Consider the following 21,273-nt stretch of genomic DNA (forward strand, 5'->3'; position numbering starts at 1 on the left):
CTCCTTCCTAACCAAAAAAACGAAGAACCTTCGCCAGGTTCTCCGTTGCATTCTGCCTGTCACCACAGGCTTTTTATGGTTATCTCATATTCTTGACTATCTTATATCCTCATCCTCAATTAATCCTGAATACCTATAATGCTGCTGCCCATATCCTAGCTGTCCGCTGTTGTTATTACACAATCGCAAGCGAAGAATTCTGTACAACAGACAACCATTGGCGTGCAATCAGCTCATGACCTGCTGCGGTTGGGTGTACGCCATCCCATAACCAGTACGCTGCATCCGCCTGCTTCAGAGCGTCATTAAACGTCTGCTGCAATGGCACCCACACAGCTCCAAATTCCTCAGCAAGACCTTGGGCCAGCTTCTGATATTGACCGATATACTCTTCCCAGGCTTCCCATTTCTCCGCAGTTGCTCCGGTTCTCAGAATAAACGGCTCCATCAAAATCAGCCCCGTATCCGGCATCACTTCCCGAGTTTCTTCAAGCAAATGGCGATACGCCCGTCCGAAACGATCCGTTACCCCGCTAGGTTCACCATTCATCGTGCGCCAGGCATCATTAACCCCAATCAGGATGCTGATCAGGTCCGGTTTTAGACTAATGGTATCCTCATTCCAGCGTGCGTACAGGTCCGATGCCCGATCCCCGCTGATGCCTCTGTTATAGAAGGTCTTTTGCTTGCCCGCCAGTTCCATACCCAGTTTGCTGGAGATCAGATACGCATACCCGTGTCCGAGAAAATGATTTGGATCATCATTGCGTGATCTTCCCCCATCTGTAATCGAGTCTCCCTGAAACAATATAACGGATGGACTAGTACTCATGATTGAAATCGTTCCTTCCTCTTGTGAAAATAGAAACACTGAACACCTCAGTCTCCATTTTATCCCTTTCGGTCACAATAGAAAATAGCGTTTTCATTACTGAGTGTCGCCATCTTATGAATCTCCTAGCAATTATCCGATCCAATATCGCAGTATCATCATAGCCACAATACCGACCAATACGGTTCCCAGCAGACTGCGTGTCCAGATAGCTACTGCAATCGTAGGCAGGGATGCCCACAGAGCTGCATTGTGCGTAATCGGCACCAACTGGTTGTCCGACATGAACAGTTCCTGACCAATCAGCGCTGCCATGACCGCTACGGGTACATACTCCAGCCAGCGTAATAACCACATTGGAATCTGTATCTTGCTGAACAGCATCAGTGGCAGTACACGCGGAATAAATGTTAACAACGCTGAGCCCATAATAATCCAGAAAACATCCCATCTTACTTCCATCGTTCCATGAACACTCCCATCGTTGCCGCAATGACCGCAGCCACAATGACACTCATGCTGCCAAGTGAAGCCATGCTGGCGAAGATTACACAGACAACGGCGATAATAGCCACATTAATGTGTATTTTTTTGTTTTTGCGATGCACCAACTGGAGTACAACCAGTCCAATAAACATCGCTGGCAGGGCATAATCCAGACCCAGTCGTTCCGGGTTAGTGATCCAGCGTCCAAAGTACGCTCCCGCCATATTAGCCACGAACCAGTTCAGATATGCGGTAATATTCAGACCGTGCATCCAGCGTTCACTAAGCCTTTCCCTGCCAATCGCACGTGTCATCGCCACGCCGAAAGACTCATCGGTAAGCAATGAACCAAGCCACATATTTTTAAGCGGGGTGAGATGCCGAAAATACGGTGATACAGCTGCACTGAGCAACAAATGACGAAGATTCACAAAAAATATGGTGAACATGATGGCTATTGCTGATCCATTCGATGCGAGCATGCCCGCTGCAATGAACTGAGCCGATCCTGCATATAAAATCAGGCTGAGCAGTGCCGTTTCCGCCAGACTCAGACCCGCGGTCATTTCAATAACACCCGCCGCAAAGCCAATACTCAAATAACCAAGCAGGGTTGGGATACAATCTTTGACCCCCTGCATGAATGTAGCTTGATCCTGGACCTCTTCCATGTTCTCCTGTCCAGATATCTGTAGTGTACTTTGGTCCAACTGCCTTACAACCCCTCTCCAATTTCAGTCCCCATAAACCGATATATATGGATGTAGATCCATCAAGGTCCACTCTTCATGAAAACAACTTCTTTGTGTATTCAACATGACTAGTTACATGTCTTATGGATTTCACATTTTGCAGAATTCACTTCACATTAATTCAGAAATATACCACAAGATGTGCACTAAGGGAGAGACAGATTACTTTTTATAGAACAGATGTAATCCTAAATACCTACAAAATCAAAAAATATTTTCGCGAAACTCATAAATTATGTTGAATAAACGCGAAATTTGTCATACGATAGCACCAGAAACTTCTGGAAAGGATGGAATGAAATATCTTTTACCAGATGGGCTTGTCCACTAGACATGAGGATGGGTTACACAGAGGGGGAATGTGTATGAAAAAAATTCGTAAACAAGGGGTCAAAAGAACAATGCAGATGAGAGAGAAACTGATTTTGTCATTTGCCATTGTATTGCTCATTCCAACCATTAGTCTGGGCATTATCTCGTTCCAAACAGCTGATGCCAAGGTTGAAGAGAAAATGTATGAGAACGCGATCAGCAGTGTTACTGTGCTCAACCAGACCATTGACCAGATCATTGGTGCAACACGCAAAAATGTTGATTTCCTGGCAAGTCAGCTGGATGCAGGCAATGTCGGACCCAATCAGGGTGACGAAACAGATACCATCCGTACCTTGCTAGACGCTTATAAGGAAACGCATGATGACGTAGAACTTGCCTCCATCGGTACCGATCAGGGCGTGTATATTAACTCCCCTGTAACTGCGGTGAACAAAGAAGGATATGACCCGCGCGAACGCCCGTGGTATCAGGCTGCTACGCAGAACAAAGATGTCCCTACCGTAATCACCCCCTACTTATCAAGTAATACCGGCAATGTTGTTGCTTCAGTAGCTCAGACCTCAGCGGATGGCCATGGTGTCGTCTCTGTCAGCCTGTCGCTTGAAGCCCTCTCGAAGACGGTTAACTCCACGAAGATTGGCGAGAAGGGTTATATCTATATCATTGATAATGCCAATAAAATCATTGTACATCCTACCGAAAAACCGGGGACCGAAGGAACCATGGCACCCTATAAAGATATTTTTGCACAGAAAAACGGAAGTCTGACCTATACACTAAATGGAAACCAGGAACACGCCTTTTTCTCCACCAATGAAACGACGGGCTGGACCGTGGTTGGTGTCATTGACAGTGGGGAAGTGACGGCTTCAGTCCGTCCAATCCTATACACCACACTTATTGTTGTAGCGATTGCAATTGCGGTAAGCTCCATCATTATTTTCTGGATTGTGCAATCAATCACCAAACCACTGAACCGCTTGGTGAAGGCATCTGACGAAATTAGTAATGGTAATCTGACCATCGAGGTTGCTGTATTGGGACAGGATGAATTCGGCAAGCTGAGCACCAGCTTCAATAAGATGAGCGAATCCTTGCGAACCGTTATTCAGGACGTACGACATACAGCTGACGAGTTAACCGCCTCATCCACACAATTGGCAGTCAACTCATCGGAGACAACCAAAGCAACAGAGCAAGTCGCCCTAATCACGGAAGAATCCGCAGCTGGACTTGAGAAACAAACAAGCAACCTGAAACATACGGCACTGCAGATGAATGAACTTGCTGGAGGTGTGGGACAGGTAACGAACAGCACACAGCAAGTATCCGAAGCTGCCATGCAAGCAAGTGAGCTCGCGGATAAAGGGAATGCAACCATGCAGACGGCCGTATCCGAGATGAGTTCCGTCAGTCGCTTTGTGCAAGGTATGGCAGATACTGCTGGACGACTTGAACAGCATTCCACATCCATTGGTGAGATGGTATCTGTCATTACAGATATCGCTGCACAGACCAATTTGCTTGCTCTCAATGCTTCTATTGAAGCAGCACGTGCAGGTGAGCATGGACGTGGCTTCTCCGTGGTTGCCAGCGAAGTCCGCAAGCTGGCGGAACAATCGAGCCTGTCCGGCCAGAAGATTGTAGAGATGGTCGGAGCGATTCAACAGGAGATTTCAATGGCCAATCACAATGTACAGATCGGGCAACAGGATGTAAGCAACGGCATTCGTGCCGTGCAGTTTGCAGATGAAGCTTTTGCCCAGATTAGTGAGGCTGTTGGGGTCGTCAATCATCAGCTTGAGAACATTGCAGCCGCCTCACAACAGATGTCTGCAAGTACAGCCGAAGTGGTGCAATCCATTGATCAGATCCACGCCATATCGGAAACCAATGCCGATGGAACGGAGAACATCTCTGCTGCTACGGAGGAGCAAGTGGCTTCCATGCAGGAGATATCATCCTCTGCTGATTCCCTTGCCCATCTGGCTCACAAGCTACAGAAGCTGGTGGAACAATTCAAGCTGTAATCGTTGAACTAAAGATTGTTTACACTAACACTACGATTACAAAATAACCTTCCAATCGCTGTTATCGTGTAAAAGATTAGTTCAACTTATATAATAATAAGTAGTCTGTAACACCCAAAGCCCCTTTGCCATCATATTGGCAAAGGGGCTTATGGGTTATAAAAGGTCAGGCATTTTAGAGAGGAAAATGCCTCTCCTATTCAGCAGATTGCTTTTTATCTCCGTGGTACCCTTGATCTCCGTAGGGCTCTAACTGTTCAAACCAGCGATTCAGACATTTGGCGAGTGCATCTTTGGAATCGTAATACGGGTTATCGTCTTGTTTCAATGTCTCCAGCACCTCGATCACAAACGCAGTCTCTCCATATTCATTCCATTCAGCCTGCAATCTTCGATTCAGATGGCTACCCATCTGTAACATAAACCGTTGTCCGTTAATGGTTTTCAGGTTCAGTGTGCTGTCGATATAAACTTTACCGTTACGTTCATTCCGAATCTGGTAGACGCCCGCTTCCGTTTTAACTTCTTTGGCCTGTTCCTGCAATTCTTTGCGACGATTCATCTTCTCCTGCTCCCCCTTTTCTTTGCGCTCCTGTTTTCCAACTTTGGCGCTCTGTTGATCTGTGTGGCTTCCCAGCCAATACTGACTTCCGTCTGGCTCACGTTCCAGCAAACCATAGTCGACGAGATACCTCCGTATTTCCACGTAATCATCATGAACTTCCTTCAGCAGCTCATTGACCTGTTTCTCGGAATATTTGCGCTCTGTCTCGAATCGTTTGGCAATTTCGATAAGCACAATATATTTATGCTTTTGCTGCATATGAAACGTCGTCAGCCGACCGCCAGTACCCTCTGGAAAATACTTGTTTAGCACCTTCTCCCGATCCTGTTCTGTAATATCAAATGAGTTCGGATGGATCGTATGTTCATGCCTTGTCACCGGCGACACCCATTCGGCTGGGGCCTGTGTATCCTTACTTTTGAGAAGCTCCATTAATGCCAGGAATATTTTGGCCTGCCGTTCCTTCTCCTTTAATACAAACCGATGATTCCGGATCGTGGAAGCACTCCCGATGCCAAGGGTCTTCTGTACTTCAGCATCCTTCTTGCCTTCATAGAATTGTGACAACAAGCCCCGCTGGACATCAGACAATCCGGTTACGCTTTTATCCAGCTCCAGCAAATATTCAAATACCGATCCATGAACCTTCTCAATGTGCACTCGCATATAACGGGCTGCCTCATAGAGCACTCCTTCTTCAGGGTAGATAATCCCCGATTCCGTCCTGTATCCGCAGCAGACACATATATAGGCGGAACCCTCCTCCATATAACCACGCTTGATCTCTTCCAATGAAGCTGTTTGCAACCAGGATTCCGATGATTTCATGTAAAAGCTCCTTTTTATCATTGTTATGGTCATTCCAACCGTATATTAATCAAATATTTTGTAATTATGTTTGTTTATTTATAGATATAATATAGTTTTGTTTGTTATATGTCAATATAACGGAAAAGAATGCTGTGTTTAAAGACATAACGGATGCCCCTTGTTCAACAGAAAAAAGACCGCAGGGTCGCAACCCTGCAGTCTCATCGCAGAAAGGGCATTCAGCACCTTCCATAAGCATTTATCCTCAATCATTATCATTTCAATCTCTGTTACAACTTAAACCGTTCAATCATGCTTTGCAGATCTTCAGCCATACGTGACAATGCTGCCGAAGAAGCTGCAACCTCTTCCATTGTAGCCAACTGCTCTTGAGCCGCCGCTGATCCATCTTCCGTTCCAGAGGCAATTCTGTCCGACAGAACCATTGTATCACTTACTGCCTTGTTAATATGACTCATGCCGCCATCAATCTGACGGGAAGCCGCGGATACTTCTCCAGCTTGTGCAGCCACCAACTGAACCGCAGTACGAATGTTATTGAACGCTTCGCCCGCTTCTGTAACCATCTGCGAACTCTTCACCATACCTTCTCCCGTACGGGCAAAAGTGGATTGCACCGCATTGGTTTTCTCCTGCATTTCATGCATAAGCTCATTAATCCGCTCGGCTGAAGCGCCTGAACTGTGAGCCAGTGTCTTCACTTCGTTGGCTACGACCGCGAATCCGCGCCCTTGCTCGCCAGCTCTTGAAGCTTCAATAGATGCATTCAAAGCGAGAATGTTCGTCTGCTTGGCAATGGCCGTAATCTCGGCCACGATCACAAGAATCTCTTCATTTTTCGCGCGCAGATCCTCAATGACCACAGACATGGCTTTGCTCTCATCATTCACCTGCTGAATATGGGTAACCGCTTCTTCTACTGTAACCATACCCGCTTCCGACTTAGTGGATGCATCCAGAGCGATACGAGCGGTGTCTTCAGCACTTGATGAGATCTCTTTGACTCCAATGGACATTTCGCCCACAAGTTGACCTGTAGCAGCAAGACTATTGTTCTGCAAAGTCGTTCCCGCAGCTGCATCCTGCATCAGTTCGGCCACCTGTTCTGTGGCTTTGGATGTCTGCTCGGAACTTGCCATCAGTTCTTCAGAAGACGCCGCCAGCTGGCTGGACGTATCATGTACTTCTCCAAGCACACTACGGAGTGAGGTCGTCATCATATCGAAGCTTTCCCCGAGCTGTCCAAACTCATCCCGGCGCTGTAAACCTACCCGAACGGTGAGATCCCCGGCGCTTACTTTGGATGCTGCCTGCGTTAATTGCAGCAATGGCCGGTGAATGCTGCGGATAATGAATATAAGCAGAATCAACCCGATAACCAATGCAGATGCCACAATTGTAATTGAACGGATCAAAATAGGCATTACGGCTTCACTTGCTTCGGAAGGAACCATCTCGCCAACAATTTTCCAACCTGTCACTGGATTGGTGAAATACACAGCTTCCACTTCGTGACCATCATATGTATACTTCACCGTTCCACTTTCCTTCGTATACATCTCATTAATGTAGCTTTCATCCGACTGTGTACCGGATTCAATATTGTAGTGGAACAAGAATTTACCCCCGTTATCCAGCATGTACAGTTTTCCTTCTTTACCAATACGTATCTGATCAACGGATTCTTTCAGATGATTGAGACTGACATTGGCTCCGAATACCCCTTTGCCGTCAGCCAGCTTGACCGCTGCGGTCACAACCCATTCGCCCGTCGAAGCCGACTGGAACGTATCCGAGATTACCGGTTCATCCTGGGACATGCCCATCTTATACCATGAACGTTCTCGAGGATCATAATTCTGTTCCTCGGATTCAGGGGACTTCATCCAGCTACCATCTTCGGAACCTGCGGTAAGTACACCCAGTTCCTTATGATTCTGAGACATCCGATCCATCTGCCTTTGCAGTGCAGGGGATTTAGTAATAATATCGTTTGAAGTAATACCCGCAGCCATCTGAGCTGCGTTATCCTTCTCCATATCGAGCATTTGATTTATCTGCAGACTAAGCATTTCTGTTTTGGCCTGTGCGGAACGAATAATCTCCATTTTAACCTGGTCAGCAGCTTTTTGATAAGACAACCATCCCACGGTAATGCTCGGTACTATCAGGAACAGGAGCAATGCAGCAATCAGGCGTTTTTTTACGGTTAAAGTAAACCAATTTCGAATCCTTTTCTTCATATAACTATCCCCCATCATAATCTTCACCCATCCTTTTATCGGACAATCGCTGTAAAAATATTATGTATAGATACTAAATTAGAATAAATTTAATCTTTTCGGTCAGTTTAGATGGATTCACCTAATCCTTCTATTCGTTTTGACCCCCTTAGCGAGATCGTTTACAATGCTCATAAGCTGGCTATTCATGAAACGATTGGAAGGAGAGGATTTAAATCTTACGCAAGTCACATGAAAGGCAACGTATTTCCACGGTATATTCATCCATGTTCCGCATTCTGTTAGCGCTCATCCTGTGTGCAGGCCCGATTCTGGGACAAGCTGGTATTACGGTATCCGCAGCGCAGGCGACGCAAGCAGTTCACATTGAAGTGAATGGTGAGCAACAATTCTGGAAGAACGCACCACTTATCATCAAAGGTTCAACGTTTGTTCCACTGCGGGATGTGGTCACATCGGTTAAAGGCACGTTGAAATGGGATAATCGCACCAAGACGGCTACCATTACCGTTGGCAGAGACAAGCTGATCCATCAGGCTGGCAGCAATTCCATTAAGGTAAACCAGGTCGATCTAGCTACAGGTGTGAATTCACGTACCGTTAACGGTACGTTGATGGTACCTGTCCGGGCCATGGCTAATGCAATCAAAGCAGACATCAAGGTCCAACGTACAGCCACGGGGCAGATGAGTGTAAGTATGGTCACTGATCAAGTCAGCCTGCTGAACAGCGAGGTTGCCAGCGTGGATACGTATCTGCGCGAGATCAACTATCCAGGTATGGCTCTGATCGCCCGCGATGGTGAAGTACTTCTAAAGCAAGGCTACGGACTTGCCGATGAACAGACGCTGAATCGACCGGATCAAAAGACCCGAATCGCATCGCTGAGCAAATCCTTCACGGCCGCGTCCATTCTGAGTCTCGTGGAGGATGGTAAGATTAATGTGCAAGATCCAATCTCCAAGTATATCTCTGGTATACCAAAGGGAGATCAGATCACGCTGCATATGCTGTTATCCCAGACTTCAGGTCTGCCATCTGCATTTGGTCGGGGTGAAGGAACTTCTATGGAAGAGACTGTAGAGGAGATTCGCCACAAAACGCTGAAGTTTGAACCAGGAAGTGCCTATCTGTACAGCAACAGCGGGTATGTTTTACTTGCATACGTCGTTGAACAGGTCTCTGGCATGAGTTATGCCGACTACGTGCAACAAACGATACTGAAACCACTTGGTATGAAAAATTCGGGAGAGGCCTCCCGTAAAGTGCACACGATTAGTGGTTTTGTTCAAGAAGATAACGCATGGGTAACTGCGCCTTACTATGTGTCTCAATCCGGATCAGGAACCATCTATTCCACGGTGGACGATATGCTGAAATGGGATCGTGCGCTGTATACGGACAAGATTCTAAGCCAGGATACGATTGAACAGATGTATGAGCCTTATTCTGATAAAAACTATGGCTACGCCTGGATTCTCAAAGAGAATGGCGCAAACCGTACCGTCTTCCACAACGGTAGTGGTGGCGGGTTTGCCACAGCCTTTTCACGTAATCTGTCCGATGATATCACCATTATCCTGCTTGGCAACCACGCAGGTATGGACATGACTTCACTTTTGGATGAAGTTGAGGCACAGACAGCCAAAGCACTGCAATTGCAATAATCTATAATTTATAGCTTATAATGAGCAAAGAGACGGTCCTTTAAAGGATCGTCTCTTTGTGTTGTATATGTTCTCATTTTAACGACTCACACTTCCGTTTCGCTCAACCCAAAATCCATCTCTTCTCCATCCTGCAAAAAGCAGATTTACTCATATTCTTATTACTGCCTAGGAGACATCCGCTCTTTCATCATCTGTCTGCTTTAATGTTACAGGAAGTTTCCCCGCAAAAGGAATGCGCCCCATCAGCGCCTGAGCGACGCTATCCATGGCAAGTGGCCGGCTCTCGTAAGCCGCTACATAGACCTGGGCATCCGGAAGCGCCAGCAGATCGTAGGGGCTTCGCAATGCCACAACAGCCAGCGGTTTGCCCAATTGCTGTATCCAACCAATCAGCCTGCACTGTGGATCGCCGGAGGGACTTCCCGCATTGTAGGTTCCCACCACAATCTGCCGAATGTCATCTGCTTCCGCTGCCTGAAGCAGACGTGCGGAACGAATGGCGACTTCCTCGGGCGTGACCGTCAGATCGACAACATCCAGACCATACATGGATAAGGCTGAGCCCAAGGTGAACGTCTGAGTCAGCTGTTCGTCAGCAATTGTCGTCACGGACGTGGCAACCGTTATGACCAGCGTGCGTTCCGGCTTCAAGGGCAACATATTCAGCTGATCGCGCACCAGTGTGATACTGTTCTCGCTAATACGGCGGGCAACCTCTTGGTGTAAAGAATTGTTGCGCTCCGACCAACTGGATAGAGCAGGAGCGTTTGATGCCTTTGGCAATGATGCATTCGATACTACGCCATACACTTCCTCATCACCTGCACCACCCGTTTCACTCTCTAACAAACCACGTTTCGCCTTGTACATCAGCAAGCGATTCACCGACTCATCAATACGTCTCTCGCTAATCCGCCCGCTCCTCACAGCTGCTAACAAAGCATCAAATGCCTCTGCCTGAAGCTTAGCCGTATGGCTAATTAACACCAGATCTGCCCCGGCCTCTACCGCCATTACGGCTGCATCGACAGTGCCATAGTTCACGGCAATGGCATCCATCTCCATGCAATCTGTCACGATCATGCCCTGATAACCCAGTTCCTGGCGAAGCAGACCGCTTAATACGGTTTGCGATAGCGTTACGGGCAGACGCTCTGGCTCCAGTGCAGGGAAATAAATATGCGCCGACATCATGGCATCGACACCTTCGGCGATAGCGGCTCGGAATGGAATCAACTCCAGGCACTCTACCCGTTCCCGATCATGAGTGATGATCGGGAGGTCCAGATGGGAATCGGTATCCGTATCCCCATGCCCCGGGAAGTGCTTGGCTGTCGCTGCAATCCCAGCGTCCTGTATTCCCGCAATGGTTCTGGCCCCATATTCTGCAACCGATTGTGGAGATTCGCCGAATGATCGCACACCGATGACCGGATTGGCCGCGTTATTGTTCACATCCAATACCGGAGCAAAGTTCATGTTAATGCCCATGGCCTTCAGCTCCAACCCACTGATATAGGCTGCCTGATACGCATCGTCAATGGAACCGGCAGCGGCAATGGCCATTGGTCCAGGCATCAAGGTTATCCCTTCGGTAATTCGAGCAACCATGCCGCCCTCCTGATCAATGGATATCCAGAGCGGCACATTACCGCTGCTTTTGGCAATCTGCTGTAACCCTGACGATAACCGCTCTACCTGCTCTGGCGACTCAACGTTGCGAGCAAAGTAGATTACGCCACCGATTGGATACATTCGGAGAAAGGATTCCACATCGCCAGCAGCTTCGGTGCCATGAAAGCCACAAAGCAGCATTTGCCCGATTTTCTCACGCAAGGTCATCTGTTTCAGCTTCGACTGGTATAACTCTTTTGGCCCACTCATTTCATGCCTCCCTCCGCTAACAAACATCCGTTCATTCATATAACAAAAACGGCTTTCGCCGCTCCTTCCATTCCGCTGCCTGTACATTCCACGCGTTCATTAAACGAATGAATTCCGCGCGGTCATGAATCGTTTCCCTGGCTTCCTTACCCCCTGCCAGCAGGTCGATAAAGTACCTTGAACCCGGCTCTGGTGGCTTCAGCCAGCAGAATTGCTCCGGATAGAGTGACACCAGTTCATGCAAAAGCACCAACCCTGTCTCTACCGCCCGGAATTTCCTACTGTCCGTTACAAAAATCCTTACGCCACCACACAGCTCACCTGCGTGTTTGGAGAATGTTGGGGACATGTACACTGGATGCACATGTACACCTTCCAGCTTGTATTCCCGAAATCGTTCCGCCAAACGCTCACCCTCAATCCAGGGGGCTCCAATCCACTCGAATGGGCGGGTCGTGCCCCTGCCCTCCGATACATTAGTGCCTTCGAACAGGCACGTACCCGCATATACGCGCACACTGTCCAGCGTGGGCATATTGGGAGAGGGTAATATCCAGGGAAGCCCACAATCCGCAAACTCCATGGAGCGCTGCCATCCTTCCATGGCAACCACGTCCAATTTGCAAGGTACATCCATCTCGCTGTTGACCATCAGGGCGAGTTCACCTATCGTTAATCCGGTACGTACAGGTATACGCCAAGCGCCAACGAGTGATTCATACCCCGCGTTCAGCACACCTCCTTCCACTTCGTTTCCACCCAGCGGATTGGGACGGTCCAGAATCAGCATACGTTTGCCTGCTTCAGCACAGGCATCCATCATATGGAACAAGGTTGAGGCATATGTGTAATAACGGATACCCACATCCTGAATGTCGAACAGCACCGTATCCACTCCAGCCAGCATTGCAGGCGTAGGTTTCTTGTAATCTCCATACAGGCTGAACACCGGAATGTCCAGATGTGGATGAAGCATGTCTCCGAATCTGACACCCGCCTGAAGCTCTCCATACAGTCCGTGCTCACAGGCATAGAGCGCTGTAAGCTCGGTATTAGCCAGTCCAGCGCACACATCTATTGTCGATACAAAATCCGCTGTAATACCAGTCGGGTTTGTAATTAGACCGATTCGGTTACCCGTTATCCATGGATGCGATAACCCTCTGGACAGAAGATCAACTCCCGTTTTTACAGCCGGGATCTGCTCGGTCCCATTCAACTGACCCATCACACATTCCCCTGGCTGACCCAGCCTGTATGCTGGTGATCATTACCGCCTGTTACGACAGGCTCTTCTTCAGGCTCCAGCACATTAAGAGCAACCTTATGTTGATAGATGGCAAACATCCCTCCAAACAGCGCTCCGAAACCAACGACAGTCAGCATCAGCAGAGCCGTCAGGCACATGGCCTGAAAACAAGCGCCCATCGTGTACCCCGGGTGACGGAAGAACAGCTTTACACTTTCCCCCATCGCCTGAACGATGCCCATGTTTTTTTGTAAAACAAGCTGCCAGGTATAGAACTGTGACATCAACGCCATGAGAACAAAGAACGTCTGGAATACACCCACTGCTGTACCTGTAATTCCACCCTGTCCACCGTAATACCACCAAGTTGACCATAGAATGAAGCCAAGCACCGCGAAAAGCACACCCACCGATCCTCCCGGGATTATTCCCTTCAATGTTCCGACCCAGATATCCTTAAGTCCATTGCGTCGTTCCTTACGTTCCAATCTGTGATGTACGGCATAACAGACCCCGAACAGGATGGGCATATACATCAAGGCCAGAAGCAGTATAGCGATCGGCAGCGGAGCAAACATCAGAATGGGAATCAAAACGATGGAGCTAACGACACTGTACAAGGCCACCGAAATAATATCCCGATAGATTTCCGCACCCGACTTGATCAATACTTCACTCAGCTTACGCATTTTTATTCTCCCCTTTCTCACCGTTCCTTCTTCACCAGGCATCGTCTCTTACTCACGTCCGATCGCAAGCTCCGTCTCTGGATCAAAAAAGTGTGCCTTACGCAGGTCCAGTACAAAAATTTTGTCCATACCTACATAAGCATGTGTTTCCGGGTGGACCTTGGCCGTAACAGTACGGGCACCGGAATGGAAATATACCAAATTCTCGGAGCCCAGATGTTCTACAACCTGAACTCGCGCCTGCAGCATGTGGTCTGTCGGGATATTCGGAGCGACATCATCACCAAAAATATGCTCTGGACGCAGACCCATAATCACCGGCTTGCCTTGATGACTCTGAAGACGAGCGAGTAGATCTTCTGGCAAGGTGAATGATGCACCGTCCACGACAACCTGCGTGCCTTCAATCCGGGCATCGATGAAGTTCATCGCCGGGGAACCGATAAATCCGGCAACAAACATATTCCGCGGACTCGCATACAATTCTTTCGGTGAAGCCACCTGCTGAATATCTCCATGATTCATGACCACGATGCGTTCCCCAAGTGTCATGGCTTCTACCTGATCATGCGTCACGTACACAATCGTGGCACCGAGACGTTTATGCAGCTCACCCAACTCCACTCGCATCTGTACCCGCAACTTGGCATCCAGATTGGACAGTGGTTCGTCGAATAAAAACACCTGCGGATCACGGACGATCGCCCGTCCCACCGCAACACGCTGGCGCTGACCACCAGACAGCTCGCGTGGTTTGCGCTCCAGCATAGCTTCCAGTCCCAGAATGGAGGCCGCATTCTGCACCTGTTCATCAATGTAGGACTTTGGCTTTTTCAGGTTTTTCAGGCCAAAGGAAAGATTCTCACGGATGGTCATATGCGGATAGAGTGCATAATCCTGAAACACCATCGCGATATCGCGATCCTTCGGATGCAGATCGTTAACAAGCCGGTCACCGATCACAATATCACCGCTTGTTTGCTTTTCAAGTCCGGCAATCATCCGCAGTGACGTTGTCTTGCCACAGCCCGAAGGACCCACAAACACTACGAATTCCTTATCTTCTATAACAAAGTCCGAGCCGGCCACAGCCGTGAACGTTCCTTTATGATCGTCTTTGAATTCTTTGCGCACTTGGCGAAACTCCACGCGTGCCATAGGTAAATCCCCCTTTACGTTGTCGCTTGTCCTGAACTAACAGTTAACCTTTTACTGCACCGATCGTAATGCCTTGTAGGAAATAACGTTGCAGTGAGAAAAACAGAATGATCATTGGCAGCGCACCTATTGTTGCCCCTGCCATCATCGCGCCGAAGTCCGTTGATTCGGCAAATACAAACGAAGCCAGCCCCACCTGAATGGTACGCATCTCGTTGGAATTGGTAATGAGGAACGGCCAGAAGAATTCGTTCCACGAAGCCACAAACGTGAATATCGCCAGCACCGCGATTCCCGGCTTTGCCATCGGCAGAATGACTTTCCAGAAGATGCCGAACTCACTGCATGCATCGATACGTGCCGCATGTATCAGCGATGTGGGCAGCGTAGACATGAACTGTTTCATCAAGAAAATGTTGCCCACACTAACGGCAGCAGGCAGAATAATGGCCGTATACGTATCCCCTAGATCAAACACGTTGACCATCAGAATGTACAAAGGAATTAGTGTCACCTGCGCCGGGATCATCATTGTCCCAAGCAACGTCCAGAATACCGCCTGACTACCCGGAAACTTCAGTTTGGCGAACGCATATCCCGCCAGGGAGGCGAAGAATACATTTGTTACGGTCAGAATGATCGAGATGAGCAGCGAGTTGTATAACCAGCGCCAGGCATCAGTTTTGGCAAAAAAGCGCTCATATGGTGATAACGACAACTGCTCCGGAATCATCTGTGGTTTAAACGAAGCCGACATCGCGCTATCCTGCACCGAACCAACGAGCATCCAATACATCGGAATGACCGTCACCAGCGCCCAGACTACCAGCAGAATGGATGCAACAACGAGCAGAATCTTTTTCTGTGTTGATTTCATGGATTTCATTCACCCCCGGATGCTTAATGCAACGTGCTCTAATAGTCCGTGTTTTGAACTACCTCTAATACTCAATATCGCTGGAGAAATATTTGAACTGTATGACGGAGATGACAATGATGATAATCGCCAGTACAAACGACTGAGCCGAAGCCAATCCGAACTCATAGAATTTAAATGCCGTTTCATAGATCAGATAAGCGATTGTTGTTGTCGCAAAGTTTGGTCCACCCTGTGTCATCAGATAAACCGAGATAAACACCTGGAAGGATGTAATGACACCCGTGACGAGCAGATACAGCGTCGTTGGTTTGAGCAGCGGCCATGTAATCTTGCTGAACTGGGTCCAGCCGCTGGCATGATCAATATCCGCCGCTTCGTACAGCGATTTCGGAATACCACCCATGGCTGCCAGATACAGAATAATGCCCGCTCCGTGCGATCCAAGCCAGTTCATCAGAATGAGGGAAAAGAGTGCCGTTCCCGACTGGCCCAGCCAGATCACCGGATCCAGGCCGAACAGACCGAGGAAACGGTTAAGCAGTCCTGAATTCGTCGGGTCAAAGATCGCCAGCCATACAATGGAGATGGTCACCCCGGAGGCTACCGCAGGCAGATACATGGTAGCTTTGAAAAATGTCTGCCATTTGCTTTTCATCTGATAGATGAAATAGGACAGTACAAATGTAATGAGAATATTGACCGGGACTGTGCCTACGGTGAAGATGACTGTATTTTTAATCGACTTCCAGAATGTCTCATCCTTCACCAAACGCTCGTAGTTATCCAATCCAACCCACGTCGAGTTCATAATATTGTATTTCTGGAAGCTCATCACAAGAGCCGTCAGAACGGGATACAGTGTGAAAATGAGAAACAGCAGGACAGGCGCCAAAATAAACAAATACGCCCACCCGTAGTCTCGCCAAAACCGGGCAACCCGGGAAGTCCGGGGCACTGACGATTTTGGCGCAAGGGCGGTCTGCATGGCGAATCCTCCTCTCCTAATCAGTGTGGTTTTACGTTATGTTTGATTGTCCGAGTTATTGTCCAAACATCTGCTGGCCTCTGCTCTTGAAGTCTTCTGCGATCTGCTCCGGTGATTTTTCACCCGAGAACAGCGCCTGAATATTAGGCTTCACAACCTGTTCCTTGAATTGTTTTTGCTGAGATGCTTTGTCGATATCCAGTTCAAGTACAACCGGCATCGCGATATTCTCTGCCATGACTTTTGCAGCAGCCAGATTATCCGGTTGACCAAGCTCTTTTCCTTTAAACAGATCCACCTGGGACTGTCTTACGAATGGAAGCGCCAGTTCATTGGCCGAGTTCCCTGCTTTGGCACCACTGAGCGCCTCCATCACCAGGAACGTATTTTTGGCATGCTGTTCGCCCTTGTCCTTTTTCTGTTTGAAGGCTACATACCCTTCGCCACCCATCGTTGTGGCCGCAGGTTGATCATCATTATGTGGTACAGGCAACAGGACAAAATCAATCTTCTCTCCCTGCACCTTGCCATCATCGATGTCCTTGTTGCGATTCTGAATCATCACATCATAATAAGGAATTGCTTTGGAGATGATCGCCGTTTCCCCCGCGTAGAACATATCCGTACGTTTCGCTGGAGCGAGAGCCGCCGTTTCCTTCGGCATATACCCTTTATCCATCAGGTTTTTGATAAAAGAGAGGGTATCTAGAATGCGACCATCATTCCATTGGAACGTGCCGTCTTTATCAAGAACATCGATCATCCCGTTGTTACGAGACAGCATTTCAATGAAGTCAAGCGAGGTTCCGTCGGTAACCAGTGCATATTGCTTGGCCCCGCCATCCAGCGTTTTGGTCAGCTTGGTAGCAGCATCGTTGAATTCGGACCAGGTCCAGCCATTTTGTTGAATGGACTTCCAATCAATGCCCGCTTCCTCCAGAATGCGTTTGTTGCCACCCCAAGCCCATTGGAATTGATACAAAGGCAGTCCATACTGTTTCCCCTGAATCTGGCCTAAATCAACCGTACCTGGCAGGTAGTCGTCCTTGATCTCAGGTGTCAGGTAGCTGTCGAGCTCAAGTGCCAATCCCGTATTCACATATGTGCCGTCTACGCTATGAAAGTAAAGATCCGGCGGGTTGCCTGCGTTCAAAGCGACATCGAATTTTTTGGGCCCTTCCGCCCAGGAGAGCATTTCCGTCTTCACGGTAATGTTTGGGTGTTCTTTATTGAAATCAGAGATTAGATCCTTCAGTTCATCTTCATATGTGCCATGTACAGGATAGGTCCATACAGTTACCGTATCATCGGCATTCGGGTCATCCGAAGCAGCACCTCCGCTATTCCCACAGGCTGTAACCCAGACCATCATCAACAACATTGCCCATACCAGACCCTTCTTTTTCATCCCTTCATCTCCTTTGCATGTCATCATCCGATTCTTTCATTGCCTAACCATGCTACCCCTTTTGTGATCGTTCGGCCTTCAAACGCCATCCACCTATACACGCGGCAGTAAGGAAAAGCACCTCCCCTGTAGATTGGGCCTGCCAGTCGCAGGCTAAATCTCTTAAATGCAATATTAACGTCAACTTAATTGACATTAACAGTATTAATTCCTTCCAAAATTGTAGATTGAATTCATTATATGAGTTGTAAAATAAAAATTCAACATTATTTTTTATTATAAAATTTAATTTTACTTTTTCTTTTCATGCAACTATACTATGTAAAAAGAAAACCCAAGCAAGCGAGGTGAGCCACTTTGCGAGTATATGTAGGCGTAGATGGAGGCGGTACCAATACTGATGCAGCAATCATTTCTGAATCTGGTGAAATTCTCGCCCGACTCAGCGGCGGTCCCACGAATCCTCACAGCGTATCCACTGAACAGGCCATTTCCGAACTGCAACGAGTGCTGGAACAGCTATTTAATCTAATAAGTGATTTATCGACAAATTGTGAGGGTATATGCCTTGGTATGTCAGGTGTAGATACGATCCAAGAACGGCAACTTATAGCCGAAGCAGTAAATAACTATATGAAGAGTCGTAATCGACAGGCATCAGAAGGTTGTCCCGTCTGGGTTGTATCCGAAGGAGAGATTGCTCTGATGGCCTCTCTTGAACATACTCACGGTGTATTGTGTATCTCTGGAACAGGTTCCATCGTGTACGGATTTACGCGGGAAGGCGAGCGATACCGTGCAGGAGGCTGGGGTCATCTGCTCGGAGATGAGGGGAGCGGCTATCGTATTGGGCAGCGTGCACTCCAAGTGGTTATGCAAAGTTATGACGGTGTTCTTCCTCCAACCTGTTTAACCCCGCTTCTTCTAAAGAATCTGAGCCTTCGGGATATATCGGAGCTAAAGACGCGAGTGTATCAGACGGATTGGGGCAAAACCGAGACCGCATCCATCGCCCGCTTAGCTATGGAAGCAGCTGAACTCGGAGATGAGGCCGCCCAGGCACTGATCATCGACGAAGCCTCACAATTGGCGGATACCGCCAAGGCGCTGATTGCCCGTCATCCCGAATTTGCATCCACTCCGGTTGTCCTGTCCGGATCAATGTTTCGATACGCTACACTTTTCCGAAATACATTTATTCACAAGTTATCTGAATATTATGAAGAGTTGGACTTTGTATATCGTGAAGATGCCCCCGCTCCAGCGGTTGGTGCAGCACAACTGGCAAGAAAACGCCGTTCCCTGAATGAATCATTTTAAAAGAGAGAAGGAGGCCATACGGATGAATCACATGCTGAATTCACTACTAACAGAACAACCCAATCCACTAACGGATCATATAGATGAATTGCCTTCGGCAGAAATTATGGAACTCATTAATAAGGAAGATCAACGCATTGCGGAGCTCATTCAGCCCCTGATTCCGGTCATTGCTCAAGCTGCGGATCGGATCTTGGAGGCATTTCAGTCTGGCGGCAGGCTTTTTTATGTAGGCGCAGGTACCAGTGGACGATTAGGAATACTTGACGCTTCGGAATGCCCGCCTACCTACGGAACCCCGCCCTCCATGGTACAGGGTATTATTGCAGGGGGATTCCGGGCAGTGAAGGACCCAGTTGAAGGTGCTGAAGATAGTGAGGAGTTGGGAGCTGCCGACCTTGATGAACATGGCTTAGACAAAAACGATGTCGTGGTTGGCATTGCAGCCAGTGGACGAACACCGTATGTGCTGGGTGCGATGAGACATGCCAAGGAGATCGGGGCTACGGTGATCAGCCTGAGTAATAATGCAGGCACGCCGATGACCCTGTTGGCTGATGTGAGCATTGAGGCTGTTGTCGGCCCAGAGGTTGTCATGGGTTCAACACGTATGAAGGCAGGCAGCGCACAGAAAATGATTCTGAACATGCTCACCACTACCGCCATGATTCGTCTGGGCAAGGTTTACCGTAATTTCATGGTTGATCTGAACCCTTCGAATGAGAAGCTTGTCCATCGTGCCAAACGCATGATCCATCTAGCAACCGGAGCAAATGAAGCGGATATTGAAGAGGCTTTTACCGGTGCAGACGGTCATGTAAAAACGGCAATCGTCATGCTGATGGCAGGTGTGGACGCAACGGAAGCCCAGCACAGGCTTGATCTGGCTGACGGATTTGTCCGCAGCGCCATTGCGGGGCCTTCCTGAGCCGTATCAAGGGGTATTATTAGAGGTGGTAAGAGAGGAGCCCAACATTAGTCTGGGCTCTTTTTTTTATTTTTTTATTCTAAAAGCGGATATAATCCGTCAAAAAATCCCCTCCTGCATAAACAGAAAGGGATTCATATGGTTCTACTTCACTTGTGCTCCAGAATAGCCTGTCGGCTCTTCTCCAAATATTCCACCGACTGGTTATAATCCCGACTGGCAATCGCTAGATACAAAATGTCGATCACGTTCAGCTGTGCAATCCGTGACGAAGTTGCTCCGCTTCGAATATCACTTTCGGTGGAAGTAATCATCAGGGGTACATCTGCCATACTACTGAGTGTATTGCTGCCCCACTTGGTAATGCTGATTGTCGCTGCACCACCATCATGAGCATGCTTGAGACAGGAGATTACGTTCGACGTCTCCCCTGAATACGAGATACATACCACCGCATCATCCTCACGAAGCGTCGTTGCGGACGAAATCTGCATATGCGGATCGGCGAACGAAAAGCTTGTGCGATTGATTCGCATGAACTTGTAATGTGCATCCAGCGCAATCAGGTTGGAGGCCCCTACTCCATAGAAAAAGATCCGGTTTGCCTGATGAAGCACGTCCACAGCTTTTTCCACCAGACGTGGGTCCAGAATATGAACCGTATCCTTCACCGACTGAATATTGTTTGCGGACACATGCTGAATAATGCTCTCCATGGAGTCCTGGGGACGAATCTCCGTATATTGATATGGCTCACTCGTCTGCAAATCTCCGGCAATCTTCAGCTTCAGCTCCTGAAAACCCGTTACACCTAGTGATTTGCAGAGACGGATAATTGCAGCTGGGCTGCCTCCACTCCGTTCAGACAACTGGGCCACCGAGGATTGAACAGTTTCTTGCGGGTGATCGAGAATATAAGCTCCGATCTTCCGTTCGGACGGGGTCAAGTCATCCATTAATGCGCGTAAACGTACAAGTCCACCTTTCATGCCTTCCATTCGCTCCTCCTTTCCGTACTGCATTCATG

At 48.3% G+C, this 21,273-nt stretch carries 17 protein-coding genes; 4 read left to right on the forward strand and 13 right to left on the reverse strand.

The genetic code is table 11. The features are described 5' to 3' along the window. Positions 1-175 precede the first annotated feature (175 nt). The 3 genes from MHB71_RS23275 to MHB71_RS23285 all read right to left on the reverse strand — a co-directional run bounded on the left by MHB71_RS23275 (position 176) and on the right by MHB71_RS23285 (position 1,989). On the reverse strand, positions 176-832 hold the full coding sequence (locus MHB71_RS23275; protein ID WP_076216567.1) for an SGNH/GDSL hydrolase family protein: 657 nt from the start codon (positions 830-832) through the stop codon (positions 176-178). Between the two features lie 132 nt (positions 833-964). After that, the gene (locus MHB71_RS23280) at positions 965-1,294 is read right to left on the reverse strand and encodes an AzlD domain-containing protein (protein WP_062837141.1); all 330 of its coding nucleotides are present in this window, start codon (positions 1,292-1,294) and stop codon (positions 965-967) included. After that, positions 1,285-1,989 carry an AzlC family ABC transporter permease gene (locus MHB71_RS23285; RefSeq protein WP_243391345.1) on the reverse strand — a complete coding sequence of 235 codons (705 nt, stop codon included), beginning with the start codon at positions 1,987-1,989 and terminating at the stop codon, positions 1,285-1,287. The genes MHB71_RS23280 and MHB71_RS23285 overlap by 10 nt, the downstream gene beginning before the upstream one ends. 446 nt (positions 1,990-2,435) lie before the next feature. Here MHB71_RS23285 and MHB71_RS23290 point away from each other — a divergent pair, with 446 nt between their 5' ends. Beyond that, the gene (locus MHB71_RS23290; RefSeq protein WP_076329889.1) at positions 2,436-4,436 is read left to right on the forward strand and encodes a methyl-accepting chemotaxis protein; all 2,001 of its coding nucleotides are present in this window, start codon (positions 2,436-2,438) and stop codon (positions 4,434-4,436) included. A 196-nt stretch (positions 4,437-4,632) separates the two neighbouring features. Here the strand turns inward: MHB71_RS23290 and MHB71_RS23295 are convergent, their stop codons facing one another. Further along, positions 4,633-5,829, reverse strand: a complete 1,197-nt coding sequence (locus MHB71_RS23295) for a DUF2087 domain-containing protein (RefSeq protein ID WP_100527795.1) — start codon at positions 5,827-5,829, stop codon at positions 4,633-4,635. Positions 5,830-6,101: 272 nt separating this feature from the next. Continuing rightward, positions 6,102-8,075, reverse strand: a complete 1,974-nt coding sequence (locus tag MHB71_RS23300) for a methyl-accepting chemotaxis protein (RefSeq protein ID WP_340027833.1) — start codon at positions 8,073-8,075, stop codon at positions 6,102-6,104. Positions 8,076-8,341: 266 nt separating this feature from the next. Between MHB71_RS23300 and MHB71_RS23305 the strand changes: the two genes are divergently transcribed. Next, positions 8,342-9,742 (forward strand): serine hydrolase, encoded by a 1,401-nt coding sequence (locus tag MHB71_RS23305; RefSeq protein WP_340027834.1) that lies wholly within the window; start codon positions 8,342-8,344, stop codon positions 9,740-9,742. A 168-nt stretch (positions 9,743-9,910) separates the two neighbouring features. Here MHB71_RS23305 and nagZ read toward each other — a convergent pair whose 3' ends face one another. From nagZ to MHB71_RS23340, 7 genes are all read right to left on the reverse strand, one after another. Then, the gene (gene nagZ, locus MHB71_RS23310; protein ID WP_340027835.1) at positions 9,911-11,629 is read right to left on the reverse strand and encodes a beta-N-acetylhexosaminidase; all 1,719 of its coding nucleotides are present in this window, start codon (positions 11,627-11,629) and stop codon (positions 9,911-9,913) included. 31 nt (positions 11,630-11,660) lie between these two features. Further along, on the reverse strand, positions 11,661-12,857 hold the full coding sequence (locus MHB71_RS23315) for a DUF1343 domain-containing protein (RefSeq protein ID WP_340027836.1): 1,197 nt from the start codon (positions 12,855-12,857) through the stop codon (positions 11,661-11,663). Next, positions 12,857-13,567, reverse strand: coding sequence for a hypothetical protein (locus MHB71_RS23320; RefSeq protein ID WP_339190227.1), 711 nt, complete (start codon positions 13,565-13,567; stop codon positions 12,857-12,859). The genes MHB71_RS23315 and MHB71_RS23320 overlap by 1 nt, the downstream gene beginning before the upstream one ends. 48 nt (positions 13,568-13,615) lie before the next feature. Beyond that, positions 13,616-14,725 (reverse strand): sn-glycerol-3-phosphate ABC transporter ATP-binding protein UgpC, encoded by a 1,110-nt coding sequence (gene ugpC / locus MHB71_RS23325; protein WP_076329882.1) that lies wholly within the window; start codon positions 14,723-14,725, stop codon positions 13,616-13,618. A gap of 43 nt (positions 14,726-14,768) precedes the next feature. Then, positions 14,769-15,602 (reverse strand): carbohydrate ABC transporter permease, encoded by an 834-nt coding sequence (locus tag MHB71_RS23330; RefSeq protein ID WP_017691096.1) that lies wholly within the window; start codon positions 15,600-15,602, stop codon positions 14,769-14,771. A gap of 64 nt (positions 15,603-15,666) precedes the next feature. Then, positions 15,667-16,590: a sugar ABC transporter permease gene (locus tag MHB71_RS23335; protein WP_253505095.1), complete on the reverse strand. Its 924-nt coding sequence runs from the start codon at positions 16,588-16,590 to the stop codon at positions 15,667-15,669. Positions 16,591-16,645: 55 nt separating this feature from the next. Then, entirely contained in the window at positions 16,646-17,998 is a 1,353-nt protein-coding gene (locus tag MHB71_RS23340; RefSeq protein ID WP_340027837.1) for an extracellular solute-binding protein, read from the reverse strand. A 357-nt stretch (positions 17,999-18,355) separates the two neighbouring features. Between MHB71_RS23340 and MHB71_RS23345 the strand changes: the two genes are divergently transcribed. Together MHB71_RS23345 and murQ are read left to right on the forward strand one after the other, a co-directional pair. Next, positions 18,356-19,318: a BadF/BadG/BcrA/BcrD ATPase family protein gene (locus MHB71_RS23345; RefSeq protein ID WP_340027838.1), complete on the forward strand. Its 963-nt coding sequence runs from the start codon at positions 18,356-18,358 to the stop codon at positions 19,316-19,318. Between the two features lie 22 nt (positions 19,319-19,340). Then, complete coding sequence (gene murQ / locus MHB71_RS23350; protein WP_100527788.1) at positions 19,341-20,246, forward strand: N-acetylmuramic acid 6-phosphate etherase; 906 nt, start codon at positions 19,341-19,343, stop codon at positions 20,244-20,246. A 149-nt stretch (positions 20,247-20,395) separates the two neighbouring features. On the opposite strand, the gene MHB71_RS23355 is transcribed toward murQ, so the two are convergent. Next, the gene (locus MHB71_RS23355) at positions 20,396-21,235 is read right to left on the reverse strand and encodes a MurR/RpiR family transcriptional regulator (protein ID WP_036616797.1); all 840 of its coding nucleotides are present in this window, start codon (positions 21,233-21,235) and stop codon (positions 20,396-20,398) included. Positions 21,236-21,273 lie beyond the last annotated feature (38 nt).

Origin of the sequence: Paenibacillus sp. FSL H7-0940 (genome assembly GCF_037979415.1) — a bacterium.
Taxonomy (GTDB): domain Bacteria; phylum Bacillota; class Bacilli; order Paenibacillales; family Paenibacillaceae; genus Paenibacillus; species Paenibacillus amylolyticus.